General features: G+C 65.7%; 22 protein-coding genes. 1 reads left to right on the top strand and 21 read right to left on the bottom strand.

Annotated features, from left to right (window positions below):
- Window positions 1–10: 10 nt before the first annotated feature.
- The 13 genes from rpoZ to CHB96_RS00900 all read right to left on the bottom strand — a co-directional run bounded on the left by rpoZ (window position 11) and on the right by CHB96_RS00900 (window position 12,599).
- A complete protein-coding gene (gene rpoZ / locus CHB96_RS00840; RefSeq protein ID WP_089242685.1) occupies window positions 11–316 on the bottom strand; it encodes a DNA-directed RNA polymerase subunit omega in 306 nt (101 codons plus the stop codon).
- An 80-nt stretch (window positions 317–396) separates the two neighbouring features.
- Complete coding sequence (gene gmk / locus CHB96_RS00845; RefSeq protein ID WP_089243024.1) at window positions 397–999, bottom strand: guanylate kinase; 603 nt, start codon at window positions 997–999, stop codon at window positions 397–399.
- A gap of 27 nt (window positions 1,000–1,026) precedes the next feature.
- Window positions 1,027–1,347: an integration host factor, actinobacterial type gene (gene mihF / locus CHB96_RS00850; RefSeq protein WP_089242686.1), complete on the bottom strand. Its 321-nt coding sequence runs from the start codon at window positions 1,345–1,347 to the stop codon at window positions 1,027–1,029.
- A 197-nt stretch (window positions 1,348–1,544) separates the two neighbouring features.
- Window positions 1,545–2,369: an orotidine-5'-phosphate decarboxylase gene (pyrF, locus tag CHB96_RS00855; RefSeq protein WP_089242687.1), complete on the bottom strand. Its 825-nt coding sequence runs from the start codon at window positions 2,367–2,369 to the stop codon at window positions 1,545–1,547.
- Window positions 2,366–5,707 (bottom strand): carbamoyl-phosphate synthase large subunit, encoded by a 3,342-nt coding sequence (gene carB, locus CHB96_RS00860; protein WP_089242688.1) that lies wholly within the window; start codon window positions 5,705–5,707, stop codon window positions 2,366–2,368. The genes pyrF and carB overlap by 4 nt, the downstream gene beginning before the upstream one ends.
- On the bottom strand, window positions 5,707–6,843 hold the full coding sequence (gene carA, locus CHB96_RS00865; protein WP_089242689.1) for a glutamine-hydrolyzing carbamoyl-phosphate synthase small subunit: 1,137 nt from the start codon (window positions 6,841–6,843) through the stop codon (window positions 5,707–5,709). The genes carB and carA overlap by 1 nt, the downstream gene beginning before the upstream one ends.
- Window positions 6,840–7,352, bottom strand: coding sequence for a PH-like domain-containing protein (locus CHB96_RS00870; RefSeq protein ID WP_089242690.1), 513 nt, complete (start codon window positions 7,350–7,352; stop codon window positions 6,840–6,842). The genes carA and CHB96_RS00870 overlap by 4 nt, the downstream gene beginning before the upstream one ends.
- 2 nt (window positions 7,353–7,354) lie before the next feature.
- Window positions 7,355–8,656, bottom strand: a complete 1,302-nt coding sequence (locus tag CHB96_RS00875; protein ID WP_089242691.1) for a dihydroorotase — start codon at window positions 8,654–8,656, stop codon at window positions 7,355–7,357.
- On the bottom strand, window positions 8,653–9,633 hold the full coding sequence (locus tag CHB96_RS00880; protein WP_089242692.1) for an aspartate carbamoyltransferase catalytic subunit: 981 nt from the start codon (window positions 9,631–9,633) through the stop codon (window positions 8,653–8,655). Before CHB96_RS00880 ends, CHB96_RS00875 begins: the two co-directional genes overlap by 4 nt.
- Window positions 9,630–10,226 carry a bifunctional pyr operon transcriptional regulator/uracil phosphoribosyltransferase PyrR gene (gene pyrR / locus CHB96_RS00885; RefSeq protein WP_089242693.1) on the bottom strand — a complete coding sequence of 199 codons (597 nt, stop codon included), beginning with the start codon at window positions 10,224–10,226 and terminating at the stop codon, window positions 9,630–9,632. The genes CHB96_RS00880 and pyrR overlap by 4 nt, the downstream gene beginning before the upstream one ends.
- Window positions 10,227–10,346: 120 nt before the next feature.
- Window positions 10,347–10,877 (bottom strand): transcription antitermination factor NusB, encoded by a 531-nt coding sequence (gene nusB, locus CHB96_RS00890; RefSeq protein WP_089242694.1) that lies wholly within the window; start codon window positions 10,875–10,877, stop codon window positions 10,347–10,349.
- Between the two features lies 1 nt (window position 10,878).
- Window positions 10,879–11,442 (bottom strand): elongation factor P, encoded by a 564-nt coding sequence (gene efp, locus CHB96_RS00895; RefSeq protein WP_089242695.1) that lies wholly within the window; start codon window positions 11,440–11,442, stop codon window positions 10,879–10,881.
- A 41-nt stretch (window positions 11,443–11,483) separates the two neighbouring features.
- Window positions 11,484–12,599, bottom strand: coding sequence for a M24 family metallopeptidase (locus CHB96_RS00900; RefSeq protein WP_245865119.1), 1,116 nt, complete (start codon window positions 12,597–12,599; stop codon window positions 11,484–11,486).
- 124 nt (window positions 12,600–12,723) lie between these two features.
- On the opposite strand from CHB96_RS00900, the gene CHB96_RS00905 reads away from it, so the two are divergent.
- Complete coding sequence (locus tag CHB96_RS00905; protein ID WP_089242697.1) at window positions 12,724–13,356, top strand: B-4DMT family transporter; 633 nt, start codon at window positions 12,724–12,726, stop codon at window positions 13,354–13,356.
- Here the strand turns inward: CHB96_RS00905 and aroB are convergent.
- The 8 genes from aroB to alaS all read right to left on the bottom strand — a co-directional run bounded on the left by aroB (window position 13,353) and on the right by alaS (window position 22,285).
- On the bottom strand, window positions 13,353–14,465 hold the full coding sequence (gene aroB, locus CHB96_RS00910) for a 3-dehydroquinate synthase (RefSeq protein ID WP_089242698.1): 1,113 nt from the start codon (window positions 14,463–14,465) through the stop codon (window positions 13,353–13,355). The two genes, CHB96_RS00905 and aroB, sit on opposite strands and share 4 nt — an antisense overlap.
- Window positions 14,466–14,475: 10 nt before the next feature.
- Entirely contained in the window at window positions 14,476–15,036 is a 561-nt protein-coding gene (locus tag CHB96_RS00915; protein ID WP_089242699.1) for a shikimate kinase, read from the bottom strand.
- A complete protein-coding gene (gene aroC, locus CHB96_RS00920) occupies window positions 15,033–16,220 on the bottom strand; it encodes a chorismate synthase (RefSeq protein ID WP_089242700.1) in 1,188 nt (395 codons plus the stop codon). The genes CHB96_RS00915 and aroC overlap by 4 nt, the downstream gene beginning before the upstream one ends.
- A 21-nt stretch (window positions 16,221–16,241) precedes the next feature.
- Entirely contained in the window at window positions 16,242–16,670 is a 429-nt protein-coding gene (locus CHB96_RS00925; RefSeq protein WP_342746235.1) for a prepilin peptidase, read from the bottom strand.
- 243 nt (window positions 16,671–16,913) lie between these two features.
- Window positions 16,914–17,714, bottom strand: a complete 801-nt coding sequence (locus CHB96_RS00930; RefSeq protein WP_089243026.1) for a shikimate dehydrogenase — start codon at window positions 17,712–17,714, stop codon at window positions 16,914–16,916.
- 4 nt (window positions 17,715–17,718) lie between these two features.
- Window positions 17,719–19,047 (bottom strand): endolytic transglycosylase MltG, encoded by a 1,329-nt coding sequence (locus CHB96_RS00935; protein WP_089242701.1) that lies wholly within the window; start codon window positions 19,045–19,047, stop codon window positions 17,719–17,721.
- Window positions 19,044–19,571, bottom strand: coding sequence for a Holliday junction resolvase RuvX (gene ruvX, locus CHB96_RS00940; RefSeq protein ID WP_371828974.1), 528 nt, complete (start codon window positions 19,569–19,571; stop codon window positions 19,044–19,046). The genes CHB96_RS00935 and ruvX overlap by 4 nt, the downstream gene beginning before the upstream one ends.
- 50 nt (window positions 19,572–19,621) lie before the next feature.
- A complete protein-coding gene (alaS, locus tag CHB96_RS00945) occupies window positions 19,622–22,285 on the bottom strand; it encodes an alanine--tRNA ligase (protein WP_089242703.1) in 2,664 nt (887 codons plus the stop codon).
- Window positions 22,286–22,330 lie beyond the last annotated feature (45 nt).

Raw genomic sequence — 22,330 nt, forward strand, 5'->3', positions numbered from 1 at the left:
TTACCGGTTGTTATTCGCCTTCGGCGTGCTCGAGGAGATCGGAATGGATCTCGCGAAGAGCGATCGACAGGGGCTTCTCCTGCAGACCGGGCTCGACGAGCGGGCCGACGTACTCGAGGATGCCGTCACCGAGCTGGTTGTAGTAATCGTTGATCTGACGAGCACGCTTGGCCGCGTAGATGACCAGCGCGTACTTCGACGACGTGCGCGCAAGCAGCTCGTCGATGGGAGGGTTGGTAATCCCGAGCGGCGTGTCGTAAGCCGGGAGTGCGCTACGCGCGTCGAAGTCGGATCCGGCCACTGAAGTGCTGCTCACTATGAGATCTCCCTGAAATAGCGTGGTGATTGGTGCTGCATGAAAGTCGTGGACAAACGACAGTCTCGAGGCTGAAATCCTCAGGAAGGACCGACCGACGAGCTACCGACCAACAAGGATACCAACTCTTCGCACGAATGGTCGACATCGGTATTGACTATCACCGTGTCGAACTCGTCCTGCGCAGCCAATTCCACCTTCGCGGTCTCGAGTCGTCGCTCGGTAGCCGCTGATTCCTCGGTCGCACGCGAGGTGAGCCGGTGGACGAGATCTTCCCAGGTCGGCGGTGCCATGAAGACCAGTTGCGCCTCGGGCTTGGACACCCGAACCGCCCGTGCTCCGGCGAGGTCGAGCTCCAGCAGAACCGGTTTACCCTCCTCCAGCGCTTTCTCCACGGGATCGGCGGGTGTGCCGGACCGATGCAGACCGCCGTGCACACTCGCCCACTCGAGCAGCTCACCGGCTTCGATCATGCGATCGAACTCGGCGGCGGTGACGAAGTGATAGTCCTCGCCGTCGATCTCGCCCGGCCTCGGATCACGCGTGGTGACGGACACGCTGAACCACAATTCGGGCAGTGTGCGCCGGACGACCCGGACGACACTGGACTTACCGACACCGGAGGGACCGGCCAAAACGATGAGCCGGCCCCTCCGATGGGGTGACGCGTCACTGTCGGACACGTGCGCTACCTCCGCTTGTTCTCGCACTCAGGCTTCGAAATCGAACTTGGTCAACAATGCCTTGCGCTGGCGGTCGCCGAGGCCACGCAGCCGACGGGTCGGCGCGATCTCCAACTCGGTCATCAACTCCTGCGCCTTGACCTTGCCCACCTTCGGCAAGGCTTCGAGCAACGCCGACACCTTCATCTTGCCGAGGACCTCGTCGGTCTCCGCGTCTTTCAGTACCTGCTTGAGATCGGTACCGCCTCGCTTGAGCCGCTCTTTGAGCTCGGCCCTGATTTTACGGGCGGCAGCCGCCTTCTCCAGAGCTGCTGCGCGCTGCTCTGGGGTCAACTGGGGAAGCGCCACGTTTCCTCCGTCTCATCGTGGGTGGACAGTGCGCGGGTAGTGCAGTCTCGCGCACGTCGCCGGTGCTTCACCGATGGTCACCAGCAACAACAGCGACGTTACCGACGCTGGACCCGCATGGCTAACTTGCCCCCGGCGGCTACCGGACACCGTCGATGGTCTATGTGGGGCAGGAGCGGAGCCTGCAGGAGCGACCATCAAAGACTGTGCTCGATCTCGTCCCTGAGGGTTGCTGCGGCGTCGCGAAGAGCACTCACCGACGGCCCCGCAGCGAGCACTCCCCGAGAGGAGTTGGGCAGCAGAAACTCTCGCGATCCCGTGAAGATCTGGGCAAGATCCGAGACACCGGCACCCTGTGCGCCGAGGCCGGGCGCGAGAATCGGTCCGGAGAATTCCGACAGATCGAGGCCGTGATCACGCGTCGCACCGACGACGAGACCGACAGTGCTGAGTCCGTCGCCGTTGATCGCCGCCGACGCGTCGACGATCGATTGCGCGACGGACCGCTCACCCGCTCGCGCACCCTGCAGTTGCGCGCCCTCGGCATTGGACGTCCGGGCGAGGACGAACACACCTCGACCGTTCTCGGCGGCCAGTGCGTACGTCTCGCGGAGCGAGTCGAATCCGAGGTACGGCGAGACGGTGACAGCGTCGGACGACAATGGCGATTCGGCGCCGAGCCACGTCTGTGCGTACGCGCTCATCGTGCTTCCGATGTCGCCTCTCTTGGCGTCGGCGACGACGAGGGTCCCGGCGCCACGCAGCACCGAAATCGTGCGTTCGAGCACCGCGTAACCCGCGCTGCCGTAGGCCTCGAAGAACGCGACCTGCGGCTTGACGACGGCCACCTCGCCGGCGAACGCCTCGACGCACAGTTCGGCGAACGTCTCGAGCCCGTCCGCGGACCGTGGCAGATCCCACGCGTCCAGCAGTGACGGATGCGGATCTATGCCGACGCAGAGCCGGCCGCGTGCCGCTGTCGCGGCACGCAACCGATCCGCCCAGGCGTCGTGACCGCTCATGCGGAGACCGAAGACCCTGCGATCGCCGCGTGCAGGTCCTGCAGAGACCGCACTCCTACACCGCCTGCAATGCCTGCTTCGATACCCTGCACCGCAGCCGACGCTCCCTGGACCGTCGTGATGCAGGGAATGTTCTGCGCCACTGCGGCACTGCGGATCTCGTAGCCGTCGACGCGTGGGCCGGAGTTGCCGTACGGCGTGTTGATGACCATCGCGACGTCGCCTGCGAGGATGCGATCGACGATCGTGGGTGCACCTTCAGGCACGTCCTCACCGGACTGCTTGTACACCTGCTCGCACGCGATTCCGTTGCGCCGCAGCACCTCTGCGGTGCCCTCGGTCGCGAGGATCGTGAAGCCGAGGTCGGCGAGACGCTTCACCGGGAAGATCAGCGACCGCTTGTCCTTGTTCGCGACGGAGACGAACACCGCACCCGACGCAGGCAGCGAACCGTATGCGGCCGTCTGGCTCTTCGAGAACGCGGTACCGAAGTCCGCGTCGATACCCATGACCTCACCCGTCGACTTCATCTCCGGGCTCAGCAGTGTGTCGACGCCTGTGCCGTCGGCGCGACGGAACCTGTTGAACGGCAGCACCGCTTCCTTGACGGCGATGGGCGCGTCGAGCGGCGTGGTGCCTCCGTCGCCCACGGCGGGCAGGATGCCTTCCGCACGCAGGTCCGCGATCGACTCACCGAGCATGACGCGTGCACATGCCTTGGCCAGCTGAACAGCGGTGGCCTTCGACACGAACGGCACCGTCCGGCTCGCGCGCGGGTTCGCTTCGAGGACGTACAGGATGTCGTCCTTGAGCGCGTACTGGACGTTGAGCAGACCCTTCACACCGATGCCCTTGGCCAGCAGCTCGGTCGAGCGTCGCACGTTCTCGATGTCGGCCTTGCCCAACGTGATCGGCGGCAACGCACACGCCGAGTCGCCGGAGTGGATTCCGGCCTCCTCGATGTGTTCCATGACGCCGCCGAGGTACACCTCGGTTCCGTCGCACAACGCGTCGACGTCGATTTCGACTGCGTCTTCGAGGAAGCGGTCCACGAGAACCGGGCGGTCGTGCGAGATCTCGGTCGCGCGGGAGATGTAGTCGGCGAGGCTGGCCTCGTCGTACACGATCTCCATGCCACGCCCGCCGAGCACGTACGACGGGCGCACGAGCACGGGATAGCCGATGCCTCCGGCGATCTCACGGGCGCCGTCGAACGTCGTCGCGGTGCCGAACTTCGGTGCAGGCAGGCCGGCCTCGGTGAGCACGCGGCCGAATTCGCCGCGGTCCTCGGCCAGGTCGATTGCCTCGGGGCTGGTGCCGACGATGGGTACGCCTGCAGCCTTCAGTCGCTTCGCCAGGCCGAGCGGCGTCTGGCCACCGAGCTGGACGATGACGCCCGCGACGGTGCCGGACTGCGCTTCTGCCCGGTACACCTCGAGCACGTCCTCGAACGTGAGCGGCTCGAAGTACAGGCGATCGGCGGTGTCGTAGTCGGTCGAGACGGTCTCGGGATTGCAGTTGACCATGACCGTCTCGTAGCCGGCTTGCGACAACGTCTGTGCTGCATGGACACACGAGTAGTCGAACTCGATGCCCTGACCGATGCGGTTGGGACCCGATCCGAGGATGAGAACCTTCTGGCGCTCACGCTGCTCGGCAACTTCGGATTCGGCTTCGGGGTCGAGTTCGTACGTGCCGTAGTGATACGGGGTCTTCGCCTCGAACTCGGCCGCGCAGGTGTCGACGGTCTTGTAGACCGGGTGCACACCGAACTCGTCGCGCAGTGCACGCACGCCGTCCTCGTCGCCGAGTTCCGGCCGCAGCGCAGCGATCTGACGATCGGAGAGTCCGTGGTACTTGGCCTGACGCAGCAGAGCCTCGTCGAACGTCTCGGCCGCGCGGAGCTCGTTACCGAGCTCGTGGATCTGCTGGAACTGATCGAGGAACCACGGGTCGATCTTGGTGGACTCGAACAACTGCTCGAGTGTGGCACCGAGGGCGAACGCCTTCTCGATGCCGTACATCCGGCCGTCTTTCGGGACCGACAGATCCTCGAGGAGCGACTCGAGGCTCTCGGACTCGACCTCCGGGCCGGTCCAGTACCCGGCACGCTTGGTCTCGAGCGAGCGCATGACCTTGCCGAAGGCCTCGGTGAAGTTGCGGCCGATCGACATGGCCTCGCCGACGGACTTCATCGTCGTCGTCAGGGTGCCGTCGGCGCCGGGGAACTTCTCGAACGCGAACCGAGGAGCCTTCACGACGACGTAGTCGAGCGTCGGCTCGAAGCACGCCGGGGTTTCCTTGGTGATGTCATTGACGATCTCGTCGAGCGTGTAGCCGATGGCGAGCTTGGCGGCCATCTTCGCGATCGGGTAACCCGTCGCCTTCGACGCCAATGCCGACGACCGCGACACACGCGGGTTCATCTCGATGACGACGAGTCGGCCGTCCGTGGGATCCATCGCGAACTGGATGTTGCACCCGCCGGTGTCGACGCCGACCTCACGCAGGATGTCGATCGAGAGGTCACGCATCTTCTGGTATTCGCGGTCGGTCAGTGTCATCGCCGGAGCGACGGTGACCGAGTCGCCGGTGTGCACACCGACCGGGTCGACGTTCTCGATGGAGCAGACGATGACCACGTTGTCGCGGCCGTCGCGCATGAGCTCGAGCTCGTATTCCTTCCACCCGAGGATCGATTCCTCGATGAGGACGTTGGCGGTCGGCGATGCCGCGAGGCCGCCGCCGGCGATGCGCGCGAGATCGGCGTCGTTGTACGCCATTCCGGAGCCGAGGCCACCCATCGTGAACGACGGACGCACGACGACCGGGAAACCGAGCTCGGCGACCGTCGCGCGGACCTCGTCCATCGTGTAGCAGACAGCCGAACGGGCCGACTCTCCGCCGACCTTCGCGACGATGTCCTTGAACTTCTGACGGTCCTCGCCGCGCTGGATGGCGTCGAAGTCGGCGCCGATGAGTTCGACGTCGTACTTCTCGAGGATTCCCTGCTCGTGCAGCGCGACGGCGGCATTGAGCGCCGTCTGGCCACCGAGCGTCGCGAGAACTGCGTCGACGGGATGGCCCTGCAATGCTTCGCGAGCGAAGATCTTCTCGATGAAGTCGGCCGTGATCGGCTCGACGTAGGTGGCGTCGGCGAATTCGGGGTCGGTCATGATGGTGGCCGGGTTCGAGTTCACGAGAGAGACGCGCAGTCCCTCTTCGCGCAGAACCCGACAAGCCTGGGTTCCGGAATAGTCGAACTCACAGGCCTGTCCGATGACGATCGGTCCCGAACCGATGACCAGGACGTGTCCCAGATCGCTGCGGCGTGGCATTACTTGTCAACTCCCTCGAGCACTGATGTGAACCGATCGAAAAGGTAAGCGGCGTCGTGTGGGCCTGCCGCGGCCTCGGGGTGGTACTGCACCGAGAAGGCACGGCCACTCAGCAGTTCGACGCCCTCGACGGTGCCGTCGTTGGCGCAGGTGTGACTGACGCGGGCGCGACCGAAATCGGTGTCGAATTCTTCACCTGCCTCGCCTTCGAGCGCGAAACCGTGGTTCTGCGCGGTGATGGCGATGCGACCCGTCGTGTGTTCGACGACGGGGATGTTCATGCCGCGGTGGCCGAACTTCATCTTGTATGTAGAGCGTCCGAGAGCTCGGCCGAAGATCTGGTTGCCGAAGCAGATCCCGAACAGCGGCAGACCGCGATCGAGGACCTCACGGGTGAGGGCGACGTTCGCGTCGGCGGTCGCCGGGTCACCGGGACCGTTGGACAGGAACACGCCGTCGGGATTCAGTTCGAGGATCTGATCCATGCTCGCCGCGGACGGAACCACGTGCACTCGAATGCCGCGCTCGGCGAACATCCGGGGTGTGTTGGTCTTGATTCCGAGATCGACTGCGACGACGGTGAATCGAGCGTCGCCGCCGACCGGTTCGATGATGTATCCGGCATCGGTGGTCACTTCACCGGCCAGGTCGGCACCGAGCATCGACGGCTGCCCGACGACCTGATCCAGCATCTCGGCGTCGGTTCCGAGCGCATCGCCCGAGAACACGCCTGCACGCATCGAACCGCGTGTACGCAGGTGCCGAACGAGCGCACGAGTGTCGATTCCGGCGATGCCGACGACGCTCTGCGCTTCGAGCTGCTCCTGCAGCGACCCCGTCGCGCGCCAGCTCGACGTCCGCCGAGCAGGGTCACGGACGACGTAGCCTGCAACCCAGATCTTGTTGGGATCCTGGGCGCTCGCTGCTTCGCCGTCTTCCTGGTTCCAGCCGGTGTTGCCGATCTGCGGCGCAGTCGCGACGACGATCTGGCGGTGGTAGCTGGGGTCGGTCAACGTTTCCTGGTAGCCGGTCATGCCCGTGCAGAACACGGCTTCTCCGAGAGTCCGTCCGGTGGCGCCGAAGGTGGTGCCACGGAACGTCCGGCCGTCCTCCAGAACAAGAACTGCGCTGCTCACGCGGTTGTCTCCTTCGAATCGTTCGTATCTGTTTCAGTACCTACCCACGTGGGATAGACAAGTTTGTCGTCGGCTCGAAAGCCGGTGTCGATCTCGGTGCCGGTCGGCAGAGCCCAGCGGATGACCAGCAGGCCGTCCTTGCTCATGACCTTGCCGGCCAGCGCGCGTTCGGTCCTGATCGCCCGCACCGATTCCCGAGGAATCCAGATGGTGGATTCACCGGTGCGCTCGAGCAGGATTCCCTTCTCGTGCCGGGACAGCTCGGCGGTGGCGCGGTGACCGATGTCCCCGACGGCGACGCGGTCCTGCCAGCTCGGTGCGATCGTGCTGCCGACATACAGGCCGGTCGAGACCTCGATCAGCGTCGCGCCAAGGTCGTCGGGCACCGAGGGGAAGGTTCCGATGGCGTCGGCCTGTCGCTTCTGACGACCGCGCCATCCCCAGAAGATCAATCCGATCATCGCGATCCAGAACACGACGAACGCGATGACGATGAGAACTCTGTCCATCTCTATGCCTCCGTCGTCGCGCGTACGGCACCGTCACGTGCCGTGATCCGCCCGCGCAGCAGCGTCGTCGTGACCCTCGCTGCGAACGACATCGTCTCGAACGGCGTGTTCTCGGAGATGCTGGCGAACTTCTTGCCCTCGACCGTCCACGACGCATCGGGATCGACGAGCGTCAGGTTCGCGATCTCACCGATCTCGATGGGCCGACCCTGATCGGCGAGTCCGACGATCGCCGCGGGCCGCTCGCTCATGACGCGGGCGACACCGCGCCAGTCGAGCAGACCGGGCTCGACCATCGTCTGCGCGACGATCGACAATGCGGTCTCCAGTCCCAACATGCCGGGACGCGCCTGCGAGAACTCACAGCACTTGTCCTGCTCGGCGTGCGGCGCATGGTCGGTGGCGACGCAGTCGACCGTGCCGTCGGCGAGACCCTTGCGGAGAGCTTCGACGTCGGAAGCCTCGCGCAGCGGCGGATTGACCTTGTTGACGGCGTCGTACGTCTCGAGGCGCGAGTCGTCGAGCAGCAAGTGATGCGGCGTGACCTCGGCGGAGATCGAAATACCTTGTCCACGTGCCCATTTCAGCAGCTCGACCGTGCCGGCCGTCGATGCGTGGCAGATGTGCACCCGGGCACCGGCATCGCGAGCGAGCAGCGCATCGCGGGCGACGATCGACTCCTCGGCTGCGCGTGGCCACCCGGCCAGACCCAGGCGAGCGGCCGTCGGCCCCTCGTGCGCGACGGCACCCACGGTCAGCCGAGGCTCCTCGGCGTGCTGCGCGATCAGAACTCCGAGCGAGCTCGAATACTCCAACGCGCGACGCATGATCAACGGATCGTCGACGCACTTGCCGTCGTCGGAGAACATCTTCACCTTGCCGATGCCCGACGCCATCGTGGCCATCTCGGCGAGCTGCTTGCCCCCGAGTCCGACGGTGACGGCCCCGACGGGATGCACGTCGACGAGGCCCACTTCCTGGCCACGGCGCCACACGTGATCGGTGATGACGACCGAGTCCGCGACCGGATCGGTGTTGGCCATCGCGAACACGGCCGTGTAGCCACCCAATGCTGCTGCAGCGGAACCGGATTCGATGGTCTCGGTATCCTCGCGACCGGGCTCACGCAGATGAGTGTGCAGGTCGACGAAGCCGGGCAGCAGGATCTGTCCGCTCGCATCGACGACCTCCGCGTCACCGGCGTCGAGGTCGGTGCCGATCGCGGCGATCAGGCCGTCGTCGATCAGGACGTCGGTGGCAGGCTGCTCGCCGTAGACGAGAACTCCGCGCAGCAGAACACTCATGACTCGCCTCCGTCCGAACCGACGAGCAATCGGAACAGAACCGCCATGCGCACGTGAACTCCGTTCGTAACCTGTTGCAGTACTGCAGTTCTGGGGGAATCGGCAACCGAGGACGCGATCTCCATGCCGCGCAGCATCGGGCCTGGATGGAGTACGACGGCGTGTTCGGGCAGCAGATCCATGCGCTTCTGCGACAGCCCGTACGTGATCGAGTACTCCTTGGGCGACGGGAAGAACCCGCCGTTCATACGCTCGGCCTGCACGCGCAGCATCAGCACGGCGTCGAGTGACGGCAATTCCGCATCGATGGTGTGCGACACCCGAACCGGCCACGTCGATGCACCTATCGGAAGAAGCGTGGGCGGCGCGATGAGCACCACCTCGGCGCCGAGGGTCGACAACAGGATCGCGTTGGACCGCGCGACCCGACTGTGCAGGATGTCGCCCACGATGCCGATGCGCTTGCCCTCGATACCGCCGAGGCGCTGACGCAGCGTCAGAGCGTCGAGCAGCGCCTGAGTCGGATGTTCGTGAGTACCGTCACCCGCGTTGATCACCGCGGGGCCACCTGACGTGGAGCCTGCGGAACGTCCGAAGGAACTGCCTTCGCCTTGCCCTGCAGTCCACGCTGCGATCTGATGCGCGGCGCCCGACGCCGGATGGCGGACGATGAGCGCGTCGGCGCCCGCGGCCCGCAATGTCATCGCGGTGTCGCGCAGTGACTCGCCCTTCGACACCGACGAACTGCTGGCGCTGACGTTGATGACGTCGGCGCTCATCCACTTACCTGCGACCTCGAACGAGACGCGAGTACGGGTCGAGTTCTCGAAGAAGACGGTCATGACCGTCCTGCCCCGCAACGTCGGAAGTTTCTTCACCTCGCGGCCGAGCAGGGCCTGCTCGAACCGATCGGCTTCGTCGAGCAGTTCGGTCGCCGATTCACGGGTGAGATCTGCGACGGAGAGCAAGTGCTTCAACGCGGGTTCCTCCGGTCGAAGATGGTCACGCCGTCATGGCCGTCGTGTTCGGTCAACGACACCGACACGTCCTCGGTCCGTGCCGTCGGGACGTTCTTGCCCACGTAGTCGGCCCGGAGTGGCAGCTCCCGATGACCACGATCGATGAGTACGGCCAACTGGACGGCGCGGGGGCGACCGAGATCGCGCAGCGCATCCAATGCCGAGCGGACGGTCCGGCCGGAGAAGAGAACGTCGTCGACGAGGACGACGAGCGCATCGTCGATTCCTCCCGGCGGAACGAGCGTGCGCTCCAGCGGGCGATGGGGCTTGTTTCGCAGATCGTCACGGTAGAGCGTGATGTCGAGCGATCCGAGTGGCGGGCGAACCCCGCTGAACACCTCGATGCGTTCGACGAGCCGCTCGGCGAGAGTGGTGCCACGCGTCGGAATGCCCAGAAGAACCACACGCGGCTGCTCGGCGGAGTCCAGCGCGGACTTCTCGATGATCTGATGCGCCATACGGGCGATGGTCCGGCCCACGTCCGCGGCGGACAGCAGCTCGCGGGAAGAACCGGAATTGTCGGGAACGGAAGAACTGTCGGGCGCAGGCAAACTACGACCTCCTTCTCCGCCTCTCTGGACGGATCGTTAAAGGATGTCTGACGGTGAATCAGCCTAGCAATCGCTCCTCCCCGCACCGATGGCGGGGAGGAGCGTGAACTTCTCGATGCGTTACGAGTCCGCGGACTTCTCGTCGACGGTCGACTCGGTGCGCGACGATACAGCGGCGGCAGCCGCACGAACCTGAGGCGCAACGAGAACGATCTGACCGAGGACACCGTTGACGAACGACGGCGAATCGTCGGTGGACAACTGCTTGGCGAGCTCGACGGCCTCGTCGACAGCGACGACCGGCGGCACGTCGGTGGCGTGGAACAGCTCCCACACCGCGACGCGCAGGATGGCACGATCGACCGCGGGCAACCGGTTCAACGTCCAGTCCGTCAGGTGATCGGAGATCACACCGTCGAGACGGTCCAGATTCTCCGCCACACCGACGACGAGAGTCTCGGTGTATTCACTGACCGGTGCGATCGAGTCGTCGCTCCGTGCCAGTTCGATTCGTTCCTTCGCCAGCTCCACCGGATCGGTGTCACGCGCCTCGGCCTCGAACAGGAAATCGACGGCTCGCTTGCGCGCTTTGTGACGCGCACCGAGCTTCTTCTGTGGCTCGGTGCGCGCTGATGTCTTCTTCGATGACACGTTAGGAGTTCACACGCCCGAGGTAGTTGCCGTCGCGCGAATCGACCTTGAGCTTGTCACCGGTGTTGATGAACAGCGGAACCGAGATCTCGGCGCCGGTCTCCAGCGTCGCGGGCTTGGTACCGCCCGTGGAGCGGTCTCCCTGCAGACCGGGATCGGTGTGCTTGACCTCGAGCTCGACCGTGACCGGCAGCTCGACGTACAGCGGTGCGCCCTCGTGGGTTGCGACCTGAACCTTCATGTTCTCGAGCAGGAAGCGAGCGCCGTCACCGACGGTGGCCTCGGAGATCGAGATCTGATCGAAGGTGTCGCCGTCCATGAACACGTAGTCGCTGCCGTCGTGGTACAGGTACGTCATGTCACGACGGTCCACCGTCGCGGTGTCTACCTTCACACCGGCGTTGAACGTCTTGTCGACGACCTTGCCGGACAGCACGTTCTTGAGCTTCGTGCGCACGAACGCAGGGCCCTTGCCCGGCTTGACGTGCTGGAACTCGATGATCGACCACAGCTGGTTGTCGATGCTGAGTACGAGACCGTTCTTGAAATCGCTGGTAGAAGCCACTGGCTCTTACGTCTCCTCGTATTTCCCGTCTACGCCGTGCGTCACACGAGAATAAGTTCTTTGCTGGTCATGGTGAGCAGCTCTGGTCCGTCGTCGCGAACGACGAGTGTGTCTTCGATCCGGACGCCACCGCGCCCCGAGATGTACACACCCGGCTCGACGGTCACAGCTGCACCGGACAGAAGTGTACCGGTGCTGGTGCGAGCAATTCCCGGCGCTTCGTGGATTTCGAGGCCGACGCCGTGCCCGAGGCCGTGCAGGAACAGCTCACCGTAGCCCGCTTCCTCGATGACCGACCTCGACGCCGCGTCCACCGATGCCGTGCTCACGCCGGGTGCCAGGGCCTCGCGACCGGCAGCCTGGGAGCGCAGCACCAGATCGTAGATCTCCTTCTGCCACTCGTCCGGTTGCCCGAGAACGACCGTGCGTGTCATGTCCGAGTGATAGCCACCGACCAGCGCACCGAAGTCGAACTTCACGAAGTCACCTGCGGCGAGCACGGACGCGGTCGGCCGATGATGCGGCACCGCCGAGTTCGGTCCCGCCGCGACGATCGTCTCGAACGAGATGCCGTCGGCGCCGAAATCGAGCATCAGCGATTCGAGCTCACGGGCCACGTCGAGTTCGGTGCGACCCACCCGGATGCCGCCGCGTTCGATCAGTGCGGCGAATGCGTCGTCGGCTGCTCGGCATGCGTCGCGCAGCAGACCGATCTCGTATTCGTCCTTGACCATGCGCAGTTCTTCGACGAGGCCTGGGCTGCGGACGAGCCGAGGTGCCGACTCGAGCGCGGACCATGCGTCGTGCTGATCGACCGTGACGACGTGGCTCTCGAAGCCAAGGGCACCGGACCTCGCTGTCGCCTCGTTCGCGAGCAGCGCCGTCGCCGACGACCGGTCGATGAGGGCGCTCAGGTCGGGAACCTGCGCGGCGACCTGGGATAGGTAGCGCCCGTCGGTACAGATGACGGTCTTGTCCTCGCTACCGGGTGTATCCGACGCGGACACGACGAGCGCTGCATTGCTCCCGGTGAATCCGGTCAGGTAGCGGATGTTGAGCAGGTCGGTCACGAGCAGGCCGTCGAGCTCTCTGGCCTGCAACGCCCGACGCAGCGCAGCCCTTCGCTGTCCGAAGTCGGCTCGGGTATTCGGATCCACAGACATTCCTACAACCTATCCCTGCCCGCATCGGTGGACGGGTGCGGCGGTTCGTCGACGCCATACGAGATCGATTTCTGTGGGGCCGGACACACTTACCGACGAGTAGGGATAGGCTGAGCCCATGACTGGGTGGGTTGTGCGCGGAATCGGAATGGGTCTGATCAACGTAGGCGTGCGAATACTGCTGGGGGCAGCAGTCGCACAGTGGCCACTGCACGGGTCGCAGTTGCGGTGGGTCGGCATGGCCGCCGTGCTGCTGTCCGTCGTCGTGTGGGCGGGCATCGACGGCATCCGCGATCGTCACGCCAATCCAGACCCCGAGTACGGCAAGGATCTGACCATGGTGTGGCTGAAGGCCGCCGTCGTCGGAGGGCTGCTCGCCGGACTGCTGTCCTGGTTGGTGGGCTTCATCGTCGACTTCAGCCTGGGCCAGAATTCGCTGTTCTTCGAGCTGACGTCGGGAGCTGCGTTCACGATCCTCGTCATCTTCATCCCGGCGACCATCGCCGTGTTCCTCGGTCGCCTGCTCGCAGGCCGCGACGCGAAGAAGAAGCTTGCCGCGACCGACGCCGAACGTGAGAAGCAGCGTCACGACCGCCATCTGGTCGGCGCAGGCGGCGCAGCCGAATCGTCCCGAGCACCTGAGACACCGCGCGCAGCGGACTCTCAGGACAGCACGCGCTGGGCCGACGACTCCGCCGACACCGAAGTGTTCCCGGCCGTCGACCCCAGCGCGACGAAGAAGGACAGTTAGAGCAGAATGCCGGTGCTCGACGGGCCCGCGTCATCTCGCGCGATCGCCGAATAGGCGGCGACGAGGAGGCTCGGGTCCGGGCCTTCGAGCCGTCCCGGCTTGGCCAGACCGTCGAGCACGACGAAGCGAAGCATCCCCGCACGATTCTTCTTGTCGGTCTGCATGCCCTTGAGCAGATCACCGAACGCGTCGGAGTCGTAGGTCGTGGGCAGTCCCACCGCCTTCAGAATGCTGCGGTGACGATCGGCGGTGGCGTCGTCGAGACGTCCTGCCAGCCTGCCGAGCTCTGCCGCGAACACCAGACCGACCGCGACGGCCGCGCCGTGACGCCAGCGGTAGCGCTCGCGTCGTTCGATGGCATGGCCGAGAGTATGGCCGTAGTTCAGGATCTCGCGAAGGTTCGATTCCTTCAGATCGGCCGCGACGACACGCGCCTTGACCTCGACGGAACGCCGAATCAGTTCGGGGAGAACGGTTCCCTTCGGATCGAGCGCAGCCTCGGGGTCGGCTTCGATCAGGTCCAGAATGACCGGGTCGGCGATGAAACCGGTCTTGATGACCTCCGCGAGCCCGGCGACGATCTCGTTCCTCGGAACGGTCTCGAGAGTCGCGAGATCGATCAAGACGGCCGCCGGCTCGTGGAACGAACCGACCAGGTTCTTGCCTGCCTCGGTGTTGATGCCCGTCTTGCCGCCGACGGCCGCGTCGACCATCGCGAGCAGCGTCGTCGGCACGTGGACGATCTTCACCCCGCGCATCCACGTCGCCGCGACGAAACCGGCGAGATCGGTTGCGGCTCCCCCACCGAGACTGACGATGGCGTCGCTGCGTGTCAGACCGATACGGCCCAGCACCTCCCAGCAGAAACCTGCGACGGCCAGTTCCTTACCGTCCTCGGCGTCCGGGATCTCGATCCGATGAGCGTCGATTCCCTTGGCTGCCAATGCCTCTCGGACCGCTTCGGCAGTCTCCGCCAGCGGCGGCTGATAGAAGATGGCGACGGTCGCCGTGCCTGCCAACTCGTCGACCAGATCGGTCAGCAGCCCACGGCCGATGATCACCGGGTACGGCGCGGCGGTCTCGACTGTGACGCGTACGGGTTCGGTCATACTCTCCCCTTCATTCGATTCGGTCGGTGCGGCTGGGCGGTGTCGGGACACCTGCCTGTTCGTCGAGCTGCTTCAGTTTCGCGACGACCTGTGTGACGACACGACCAGGGCTGCGACCGTCGGTACGTACCCGGATGGTCGCGGCGGCCCGGTACAGCGGTCTCCGCGTGCGCATCAGATTCTGGTACTTCGTGCGCGGGTCGGGGCCGGACAGCAGCGGCCGCGCGGTGTTGGCACCGGTACGACGCAAACCTTCCGCGACGCTGATCTCCAGGTAGACGACGGTCTCGCGCGACAGAAGCGTTCGAGTCCGCTCCGACAGTATCGATCCACCACCGAGCGAGACGATTCCGGTGTGCGTCGCGAGAGCATCTGCGACGACCTGCTCCTCGATGACGCGGAACGCCGGTTCGCCGTCCTCGGCGAAGATCTCCGGGATAGTGCGCCCGGTGGTCCGTTCGATGGCGGTGTCCGTATCCAGAAGCTCGAGTTCGAGCGCCTGCGCGACGCGGCGGCCGATGGTCGATTTTCCGGCGCCGGGCGGGCCGATCAACACCGCGTACGGACTCATCGCGGCGGTCGGGCGGCGGTGCCCTTCACGTAGTGGTCGACGTTGCTGATCGTCTCTGCGAGCGAGTCTCCCCCGAACTTCTCGAGCGCAGCCTGAGCGACGACGAGAGCAACCATCGTCTCGGCGACGACACCGGCCGCGGGCACAGCACACACATCCGAGCGCTGGTGGATCGCGACGGCTTCCTCACCGGTGGACATATCGACGGTGGACAGTGCGCGCGGCACCGTCGAGATCGGCTTCATCGCGGCGCGGACGCGCAGCGCCTCCCCGTTGGTCATGCCGCCCTCGATGCCACCCGCACGATTGGTCGAGCGCAGCACACCGTCGGGGCCGGGCTTGATCTCGTCGTGCGCGGCGCTTCCTCGCCTGCGGGCGGTCTCGAATCCGTCGCCCACCTCTACGCCCTTGATCGCCTGGATGCCCATGAGAGCCGCGGCGAGACGCGCATCGAGCCGTCGTTCGCCGCTGACGAAGGAACCGAGCCCGACCGGCAGACCGTGGACCACGACCTCGACGACGCCACCGAGGGTGTCACCGTCTCGCTTGGCGGCTTCGATCTCGGAGATCATCGATTCCTCGGCCGCCTTGTCGAATGCGCGGACAGGACTTGCGTCGATCGCATCCAGATCGTCCCCGGCGGGAGGGGGGCCGACGTAGGGGTCCGACGCACCGATGGAGATCACGTGCGAGACGACGTCGACGTCGAACGCCTGCTTGAGGAATTGCCGGGCGACGGTACCGATCGCGACGCGGGCCGCGGTCTCACGGGCGCTCGCGCGTTCGAGAACGGGACGGGCGTCGTCGAACCCGTACTTCAGCATTCCGGAGTAGTCGGCGTGCCCAGGACGCGGACGCGTCAGCGGGCTGTTGCGCGCGAGGTCCGACAGGACCGACTCGTCGATCGGATCCGCCGACATGACCTGTTCCCATTTGGGCCACTCGGTGTTGCCGACCTCGATCGCGACGGGACCGCCGAGTGTCCGGCCGTGGCGGACGCCTCCGGTGATGGTCACCTTGTCCGCCTCGAACTTCATGCGGGCGCCGCGCCCGTAACCGAGGCGTCGGCGCGCCAGCTGAGACGCGATGTCGTCCGAGGTCACCTCGACACCCGCAACCATTCCTTCGAGGATGGACACGAGGGCGGGACCGTGAGATTCTCCGGCAGTTATCCAGCGCAGCACTGCGTTATCTTTTCACGTCCGTCACGTCGCGAGTGCCAGCAGGGTCGCCGCGCACATCGCGGGCCCGTGCGGCACCCGTGCGTGCCGTCTGCCCGACCCGCTCAGTACCGCGCCGCAGAGGCCGGTGAGCAGTGGCGCGGCGACTGCACCGAGTGCCCACGCGTCGACCCCCGCCATGCCCGCCACTCCCCCCAATGCCCACGCCAGCTTCACATCACCCGCCCCGAGCGCCCGAGGCAACGACAGATGCACGACGAGATAGCACGCGAACAGCCCGGCAGCACCCGCCAACATCGACGGGAACCGGTCGACGGCCACCGCGTACAGACCGATCGCGAGCACTCCGGTCGCCGTCAGTGTGTTCGGCAATCGGCGGGATCCCACGTCGATGCTGGACAGACAAACACACCACCAGCCGAAGACGGCGACGGCGGGAGCACCGCCGAACAGCGACACCGCAGGCCAGACGAACGCCAGCAACGGCGTCGCACCTGTCGGGCGCAGGTCCGGCGCACTTCGGCGCAGCATCCTTGTCGTGAAATATCCGGCGACGGCGCCTGCAGCGGCCCATCCGAGTAGTACGACGACATTCGACGAGTGCATGCGTGCATGGTCGCGGAGTCAGCGGCGCACCCATGTGCGAAAGCCCTGGTCGTACTTCGGGCTGTGGACACACCGAACGCTGTGGAGAAATCAGATCGCGGCGCGCATCGCCTCTCGGGGCGCCGGGCGACCGGTGAACTGCTCGACCTGGCCGTACGCCTGATTGAGCAACATCTGCAGACCGGAGATCACCGTGCCGCCTGCTGCATCGACAGCCGTCGCGAGGGGCGTCGGCCACGGATCGTAGATCGCATCGAGTACGACGGGTGCGTGAGCGACCGCGGCTGCGACGGATGCGACCCCGACGGCCGGAACGGTACTGACGACCACTGCAGCCCGGTCTGCCACGCGTGCCACACCGTCGTCGGTGATCGGCAGGAAGTCGGCAGCCATCCCCGACGCCTCGGCGCATGCGAGCGTGTCGCGCGCGCGGTCGGCGGACCGGGCGACGACGGTCACCGTCGACGCACCGAGGCCCGCGAGGGCCACGATGGCCGGACGCGACGTACCGCCTGCCCCGATCACGAGGACCGGGCGTCCGGACAGATCGACGACACCCGCTTCGGCGAGTGCGCCGGTCACGCCGTCGACGTCGGTGCAGTCGGCACGCCATCCCGACGACGTCCGCACGAGCGTGTTCGCGGATCCGGCGAGGACGGCCCGTTCCGTCCGCACGTCGGCGAACTCGAGAGCGGCGACCTTGCCTGGCATGGTCACCGACAGTCCGATCCAGTCGGGGCCGAGAGCGCCGACGAGTCCGGGCAGTTGCTCACCCGTGCAGAGGATCCGCTCGTAGGTCCAATCGTCGAGACCCAAGGCTCGATACGCGGCCAGGTGCAGCAGCGGCGACTTGGAATGTTCGATCGGGCTGCCCAGAACTGCAGCGCGCACCGTGTCAGCGCCCACTGTCGAGGAAGCCGTCCTCGACCTTGGTGATGTTGGCGAGGTGCTCGTCGTAGCTACGGGTGAACAGCGTTTCACCCGCGGTGTTGATGGTCACGAAGTACAGCCAATCTCCGTCCGCCGGTGCTTCCACGGCCTCGACCGCGGCGACGCTCGGCGACGCGATGGGTGTGGCGGGCAGGCCCTCCATCGCGTAGGTGTTCCACGGCGTCACCGTGGCCCGGTCCAGGTCGGTGGTCGCAACTTCGGTGGTGTCGAGTGCGTAGTTGACCGTCGAGTCGAATTCGAGTTTCTGAGGTTCCGCGAGTCGGTTGATGATGACGCGCGCGACCTTGCTGAAGTCCTGCGGAAGCGACTCACGCTCGACGAGCGAGGCTGCCACCAACGTCTGATACGGGTCGAGCCCCGAGCTGGCGCCTGCCGTCAGAATCCCGGTGCTCTCGTACGTGCTCGCGGAGTCGCTCACCAACTGCCGCAAGATCTCGGTCGGCGACGCGGTCGGATCGAAGTCCCAGCTACCCGCGGAGATCAGTCCCTCCAACTGGCGGTCCCGGTCGGGGACCGTGCTGACCCTCTGCGACGCCCATTCGGGAACTCCGAGGGTCGACGAATCCTCCGCCGCCCCGGCCGCGTTGAAGTCCTGATTGGAGATGCACGTCGGCGTACCGCTTCCGGTCGTGTCGATGCAGCTGGCCTCGGACAACAGTGTGTAGATGCCCTTCTTCACTGCATCGGTGTTGACGTCACGCGAATCGTGCAGCTGGCGACCCTCGGAAATCACGACGCTTCCCACCCGGGCGGACGGATCGACGAGTGCGTCGACGGCCTCGGTCGCCGGGACGTTGCTCGGCAGCAGGTAGAAGCCCGGTTGTACGGACGAGATCGACGAACTCTGCACGGCGGCACCCATGAATGCGCCGGTGCTCGCGACGACGCCCTTGTCGACTGCGTCGGCACCGATCTGCTCGGCGGTGTCACCCGGATGTACCCGGACGACGACCGAGGGACCTGCGTTGCCCGCTGCGAAATCCTCCGGTGCACCGGATCCACCGGTCATTCGATCGAACACGGCGTAACCTCCACCCACTGCTGCGACGACGACGATCAGACCCAGCACCAGACCGATCGTGCGTCCGCGACGCTTGCGCTTGCGTGCGGCGCGTTCCTGTCGCACCTGGGCACGGCTGCGTCCGACCTCACGAGGACCGGAACCGTGCACGGCACGATGGAACTCGCTGCCTTCGTCGGATCGGTAACCGATCGGATCGGTATGAAGCTCGTCCTCGTACCGCTCGCGGTCGAAGGACCTGTGGTTGCTCACTCGCCGGCCTCCGGAGTTCGACCTGTGTCTTCGGTGCTGGTGGTGCGTGCCGCGCTCAGTCGACTGGAGCGCTCGTCGAGCCACCCCTGCAGGATCGCCACGGCGGCGGCCTGATCGATCACCGAGCGCTGAGCTTTGGCTCGCACTCCGCTTTCTCGAAGTGCGCGCGCCGCAGTCACGGTAGTCAATCTTTCGTCCGCCATGCGTATCGGCACGCCGGGGAGACGTCGTCCCAGTGTGCGAGCAAATCCTTCGGCGGCCTTCACCGCGGAGCCGCTCTCGCCCCGAAGTGTGCGCGGCAGGCCGACGACGACCTCGACGGCCTCGTACTCCTCGACGATCTGAACGACTCGGGCCACGTCGGGAGCATCGGGGCCTTTGATCTTGGAACGAGCGACCGTCTCGACCGGTGTCGCGAGCACCCCACCGGGATCACTCGACGCGACACCGATCCGCACACTGCCGACGTCGATGGCGATACGTCGACCGAGCCCGGGGTCGTCGTCGCCCGGGCGGTCGGGCACACGGCTGCGAGACGGACGAGGCGACTGTCCGGCGGGGTCGGTCACGATCTTCAGGCGAGTTCCGAGATTCGAGCGCGCACCCCGGACAGAGCCTGCGCGATGCCGTCCGGATTGGACCCGGAGCCCTGTGCGGTGTCCCCTTTGCCGCCGCCGCGGCCACCGATCGCCGGGCCGAAGCTCGACACGAGTTCACCGGCCTTGACGCCCGCGTCCTGTGCGCCCTGGTTCGCCGACACGACGAACGGAACCTTGCCGTCGACCGTGCCGAACAGCACGACCACGGCCGGATCGGATCCGAGCCGCCCACGGACGTCGGCAGCGAGGGTACGAAGATCGTTGCCACCCACACCGTCCGGTGCCTGTGCGACGACGGCCCGCACAGCGCCGATGCGCTCGGCGGATGCCGCAAGATCGCCTGCAGACGCAAGAACATTCGCGGCCTTGACCGCCTCGAGTTCCTTCTCCGCGACACGGAGCTTCTCGACGAGAGACTCGATACGAGCAGGCACTTCCTCGGTCGGCACCTTGAGCGACGACGCGACGCCTGCCAGCAAGGCGCGCTCCTTCGCGAGGTAGCGGTAGGAATCGAGACCGACGAACGCCTCGACGCGGCGAACACCGGATCCGACGGACGACTCACCGAGCAACGTCACCGGTCCGATCTGGGACGAATGCTGCACGTGGGTACCACCGCACAGTTCCATCGAGAACGGCCCACCGATTTCGACGACGCGTACGCGATCGCCGTAGTTCTCACCGAACAGCGCCATCGCGCCCATCGCCTTGGCGCTGTCGAGATCGGTGATCGACGTGTTGACGGCGAAGTCGGCGCCGATCGCGTCGTTGGTCACGGCCTCGATGTCGGCTCGCTGGGACTCCGACAGCCCGCCCTGCCACGAGAAATCGAACCGAAGGTAGCCGGGCTTGTTGAGCGACCCGGCCTGAGTTGCGTTGGGGCCCAACACCTGTCGCAACGCTGCGTGCACCATGTGTGTACCCGAGTGCCCCTGTGTCGCACCCTTGCGCCACGCGGGATCGACGTCGACGCGCACCACGTCACCCTCGGTGATCTGCCCGGTCTCGACCGTGACCTTGTGGGTCCAGACCGTCTTGGCAATCTTCTGGACGTCGTTGACCTTCACCTGTAGGCCGGGGGCGCTGATCGTGCCGATGTCGGCGATCTGGCCGCCGGACTCCGCATACAGCGGGCTCCGATCGAGGATGACCTCGACCGATTCGCCCGCGGTAGCCGTCGGGACACGGACGCCGCCGGAGATCAACGCGAGAACGTTGGCCTCGGAGGACAACTCGTCGAAACCGGTGAACTCGGTCGGTCCGCGATCGACGAAATCCTTGTACACCGACAGGTCGGTGTGCGCGTGCTTGCGCGCGCGGGCGTCGTCCTTGGCGCGCTGACGCTGCTCGGCCATGAGCGAGCGGAAACCTTCTTCGTCGACGGTCAATCCCGCTTCCGAGGCCATCTCGAGCGTCAGGTCGATCGGGAAGCCGTAGGTGTCGTGCAGCGCGAACGCTTCTGCCCCACCGATGGTCGACGTACCGGACGCCTTGACGCTGTCGGCTGCGGTCTCGAACAACTTCGACCCGGACGTCAATGTCTTCAGGAACGCAGTCTCCTCACCGACGGACACGGTGAGAATGCGATCGAAACCGGTGACCAGTTCCGGGTAGGACTCGGCCATCGTGTCCCGGACGACGGTGATGAACTGAGCCATCGTCTGATCCGGCGCACCGAGCAACCGGGCCGAGCGAACGATGCGACGCAGCAACCGGCGCAGCACGTAGCCGCGACCGTCGTTGCCGGGATTGACGCCGTCGGAAATCAGCAGCGCGGCGGTACGCGCATGGTCGGCGATGACACGAAAGCGGACGTCGTCGGCATGGTTCTTGCCGTAGGCGCGGCCGGTCAATTCCTCTGCCTTGGCGATGACGGGACGGACCAGGTCGGTCTCGTACACGTTGTCGACGCCCTGCAGCAGGAACGCAACACGTTCGACGCCCATGCCGGTGTCGATGTTCTGCTTCGGCAGCGGGCCGAGGATCTCGAAGTCGTCCTTGCTGATGCCCTGGCCGCGCTCGTTCTGCATGAAGACGAGGTTCCAGATCTCGATGTAGCGATCCTCGTCGGCCTCGGGTCCGCCGTCGACGCCGTACTCGGGTCCACGGTCGTAGTAGATCTCCGAGCACGGACCGCACGGGCCGGGGATGCCCATCGACCAGTAGTTGTCGGCCATGCCGCGACGCTGGATGCGCTCGTCGGGAATCCCAGCGAGCTCTTTCCACAGTGCGATCGCCTCGTCGTCGTCGAGGTACACGGTGACCCAGATGCGCTCGGGGTCGAATCCGTAACCGCCGTCGTCGACGTGTGAGGTGAGCAACGACCATGCGTGCCGGATCGCGTCGCGCTTGAAGTAGTCGCCGAACGAGAAGTTTCCGGCCATCTGGAAGAAAGTGTTGTGCCGCGTCGTGATGCCGACGTTCTCGATGTCGAGCGTGCGCACGCACTTCTGGACGGACGTCGCGGTCGCGAACGGAGGGGTCTGCTGACCGAGGAAGTACGGAACGAACTGCACCATGCCCGCATTGACGAACAGCAGGTTCGGGTCGTCGAGCACCAACGAGGCGCTGGGCACTTCGGTGTGCCCGGCCTTCACGAAGTGGTCGAGGAAACGCCTGCGAATGTCATGGGTTTGCACTGGTACAGGTTAACGCGCCGGGATCGGAACATGCGTCAGCCCCAC

It is taken from the genome of Rhodococcoides kyotonense, from assembly GCF_900188125.1.
In the GTDB taxonomy this organism is placed as follows: Bacteria; Actinomycetota; Actinomycetes; order Mycobacteriales; family Mycobacteriaceae; genus Rhodococcoides; species Rhodococcoides kyotonense.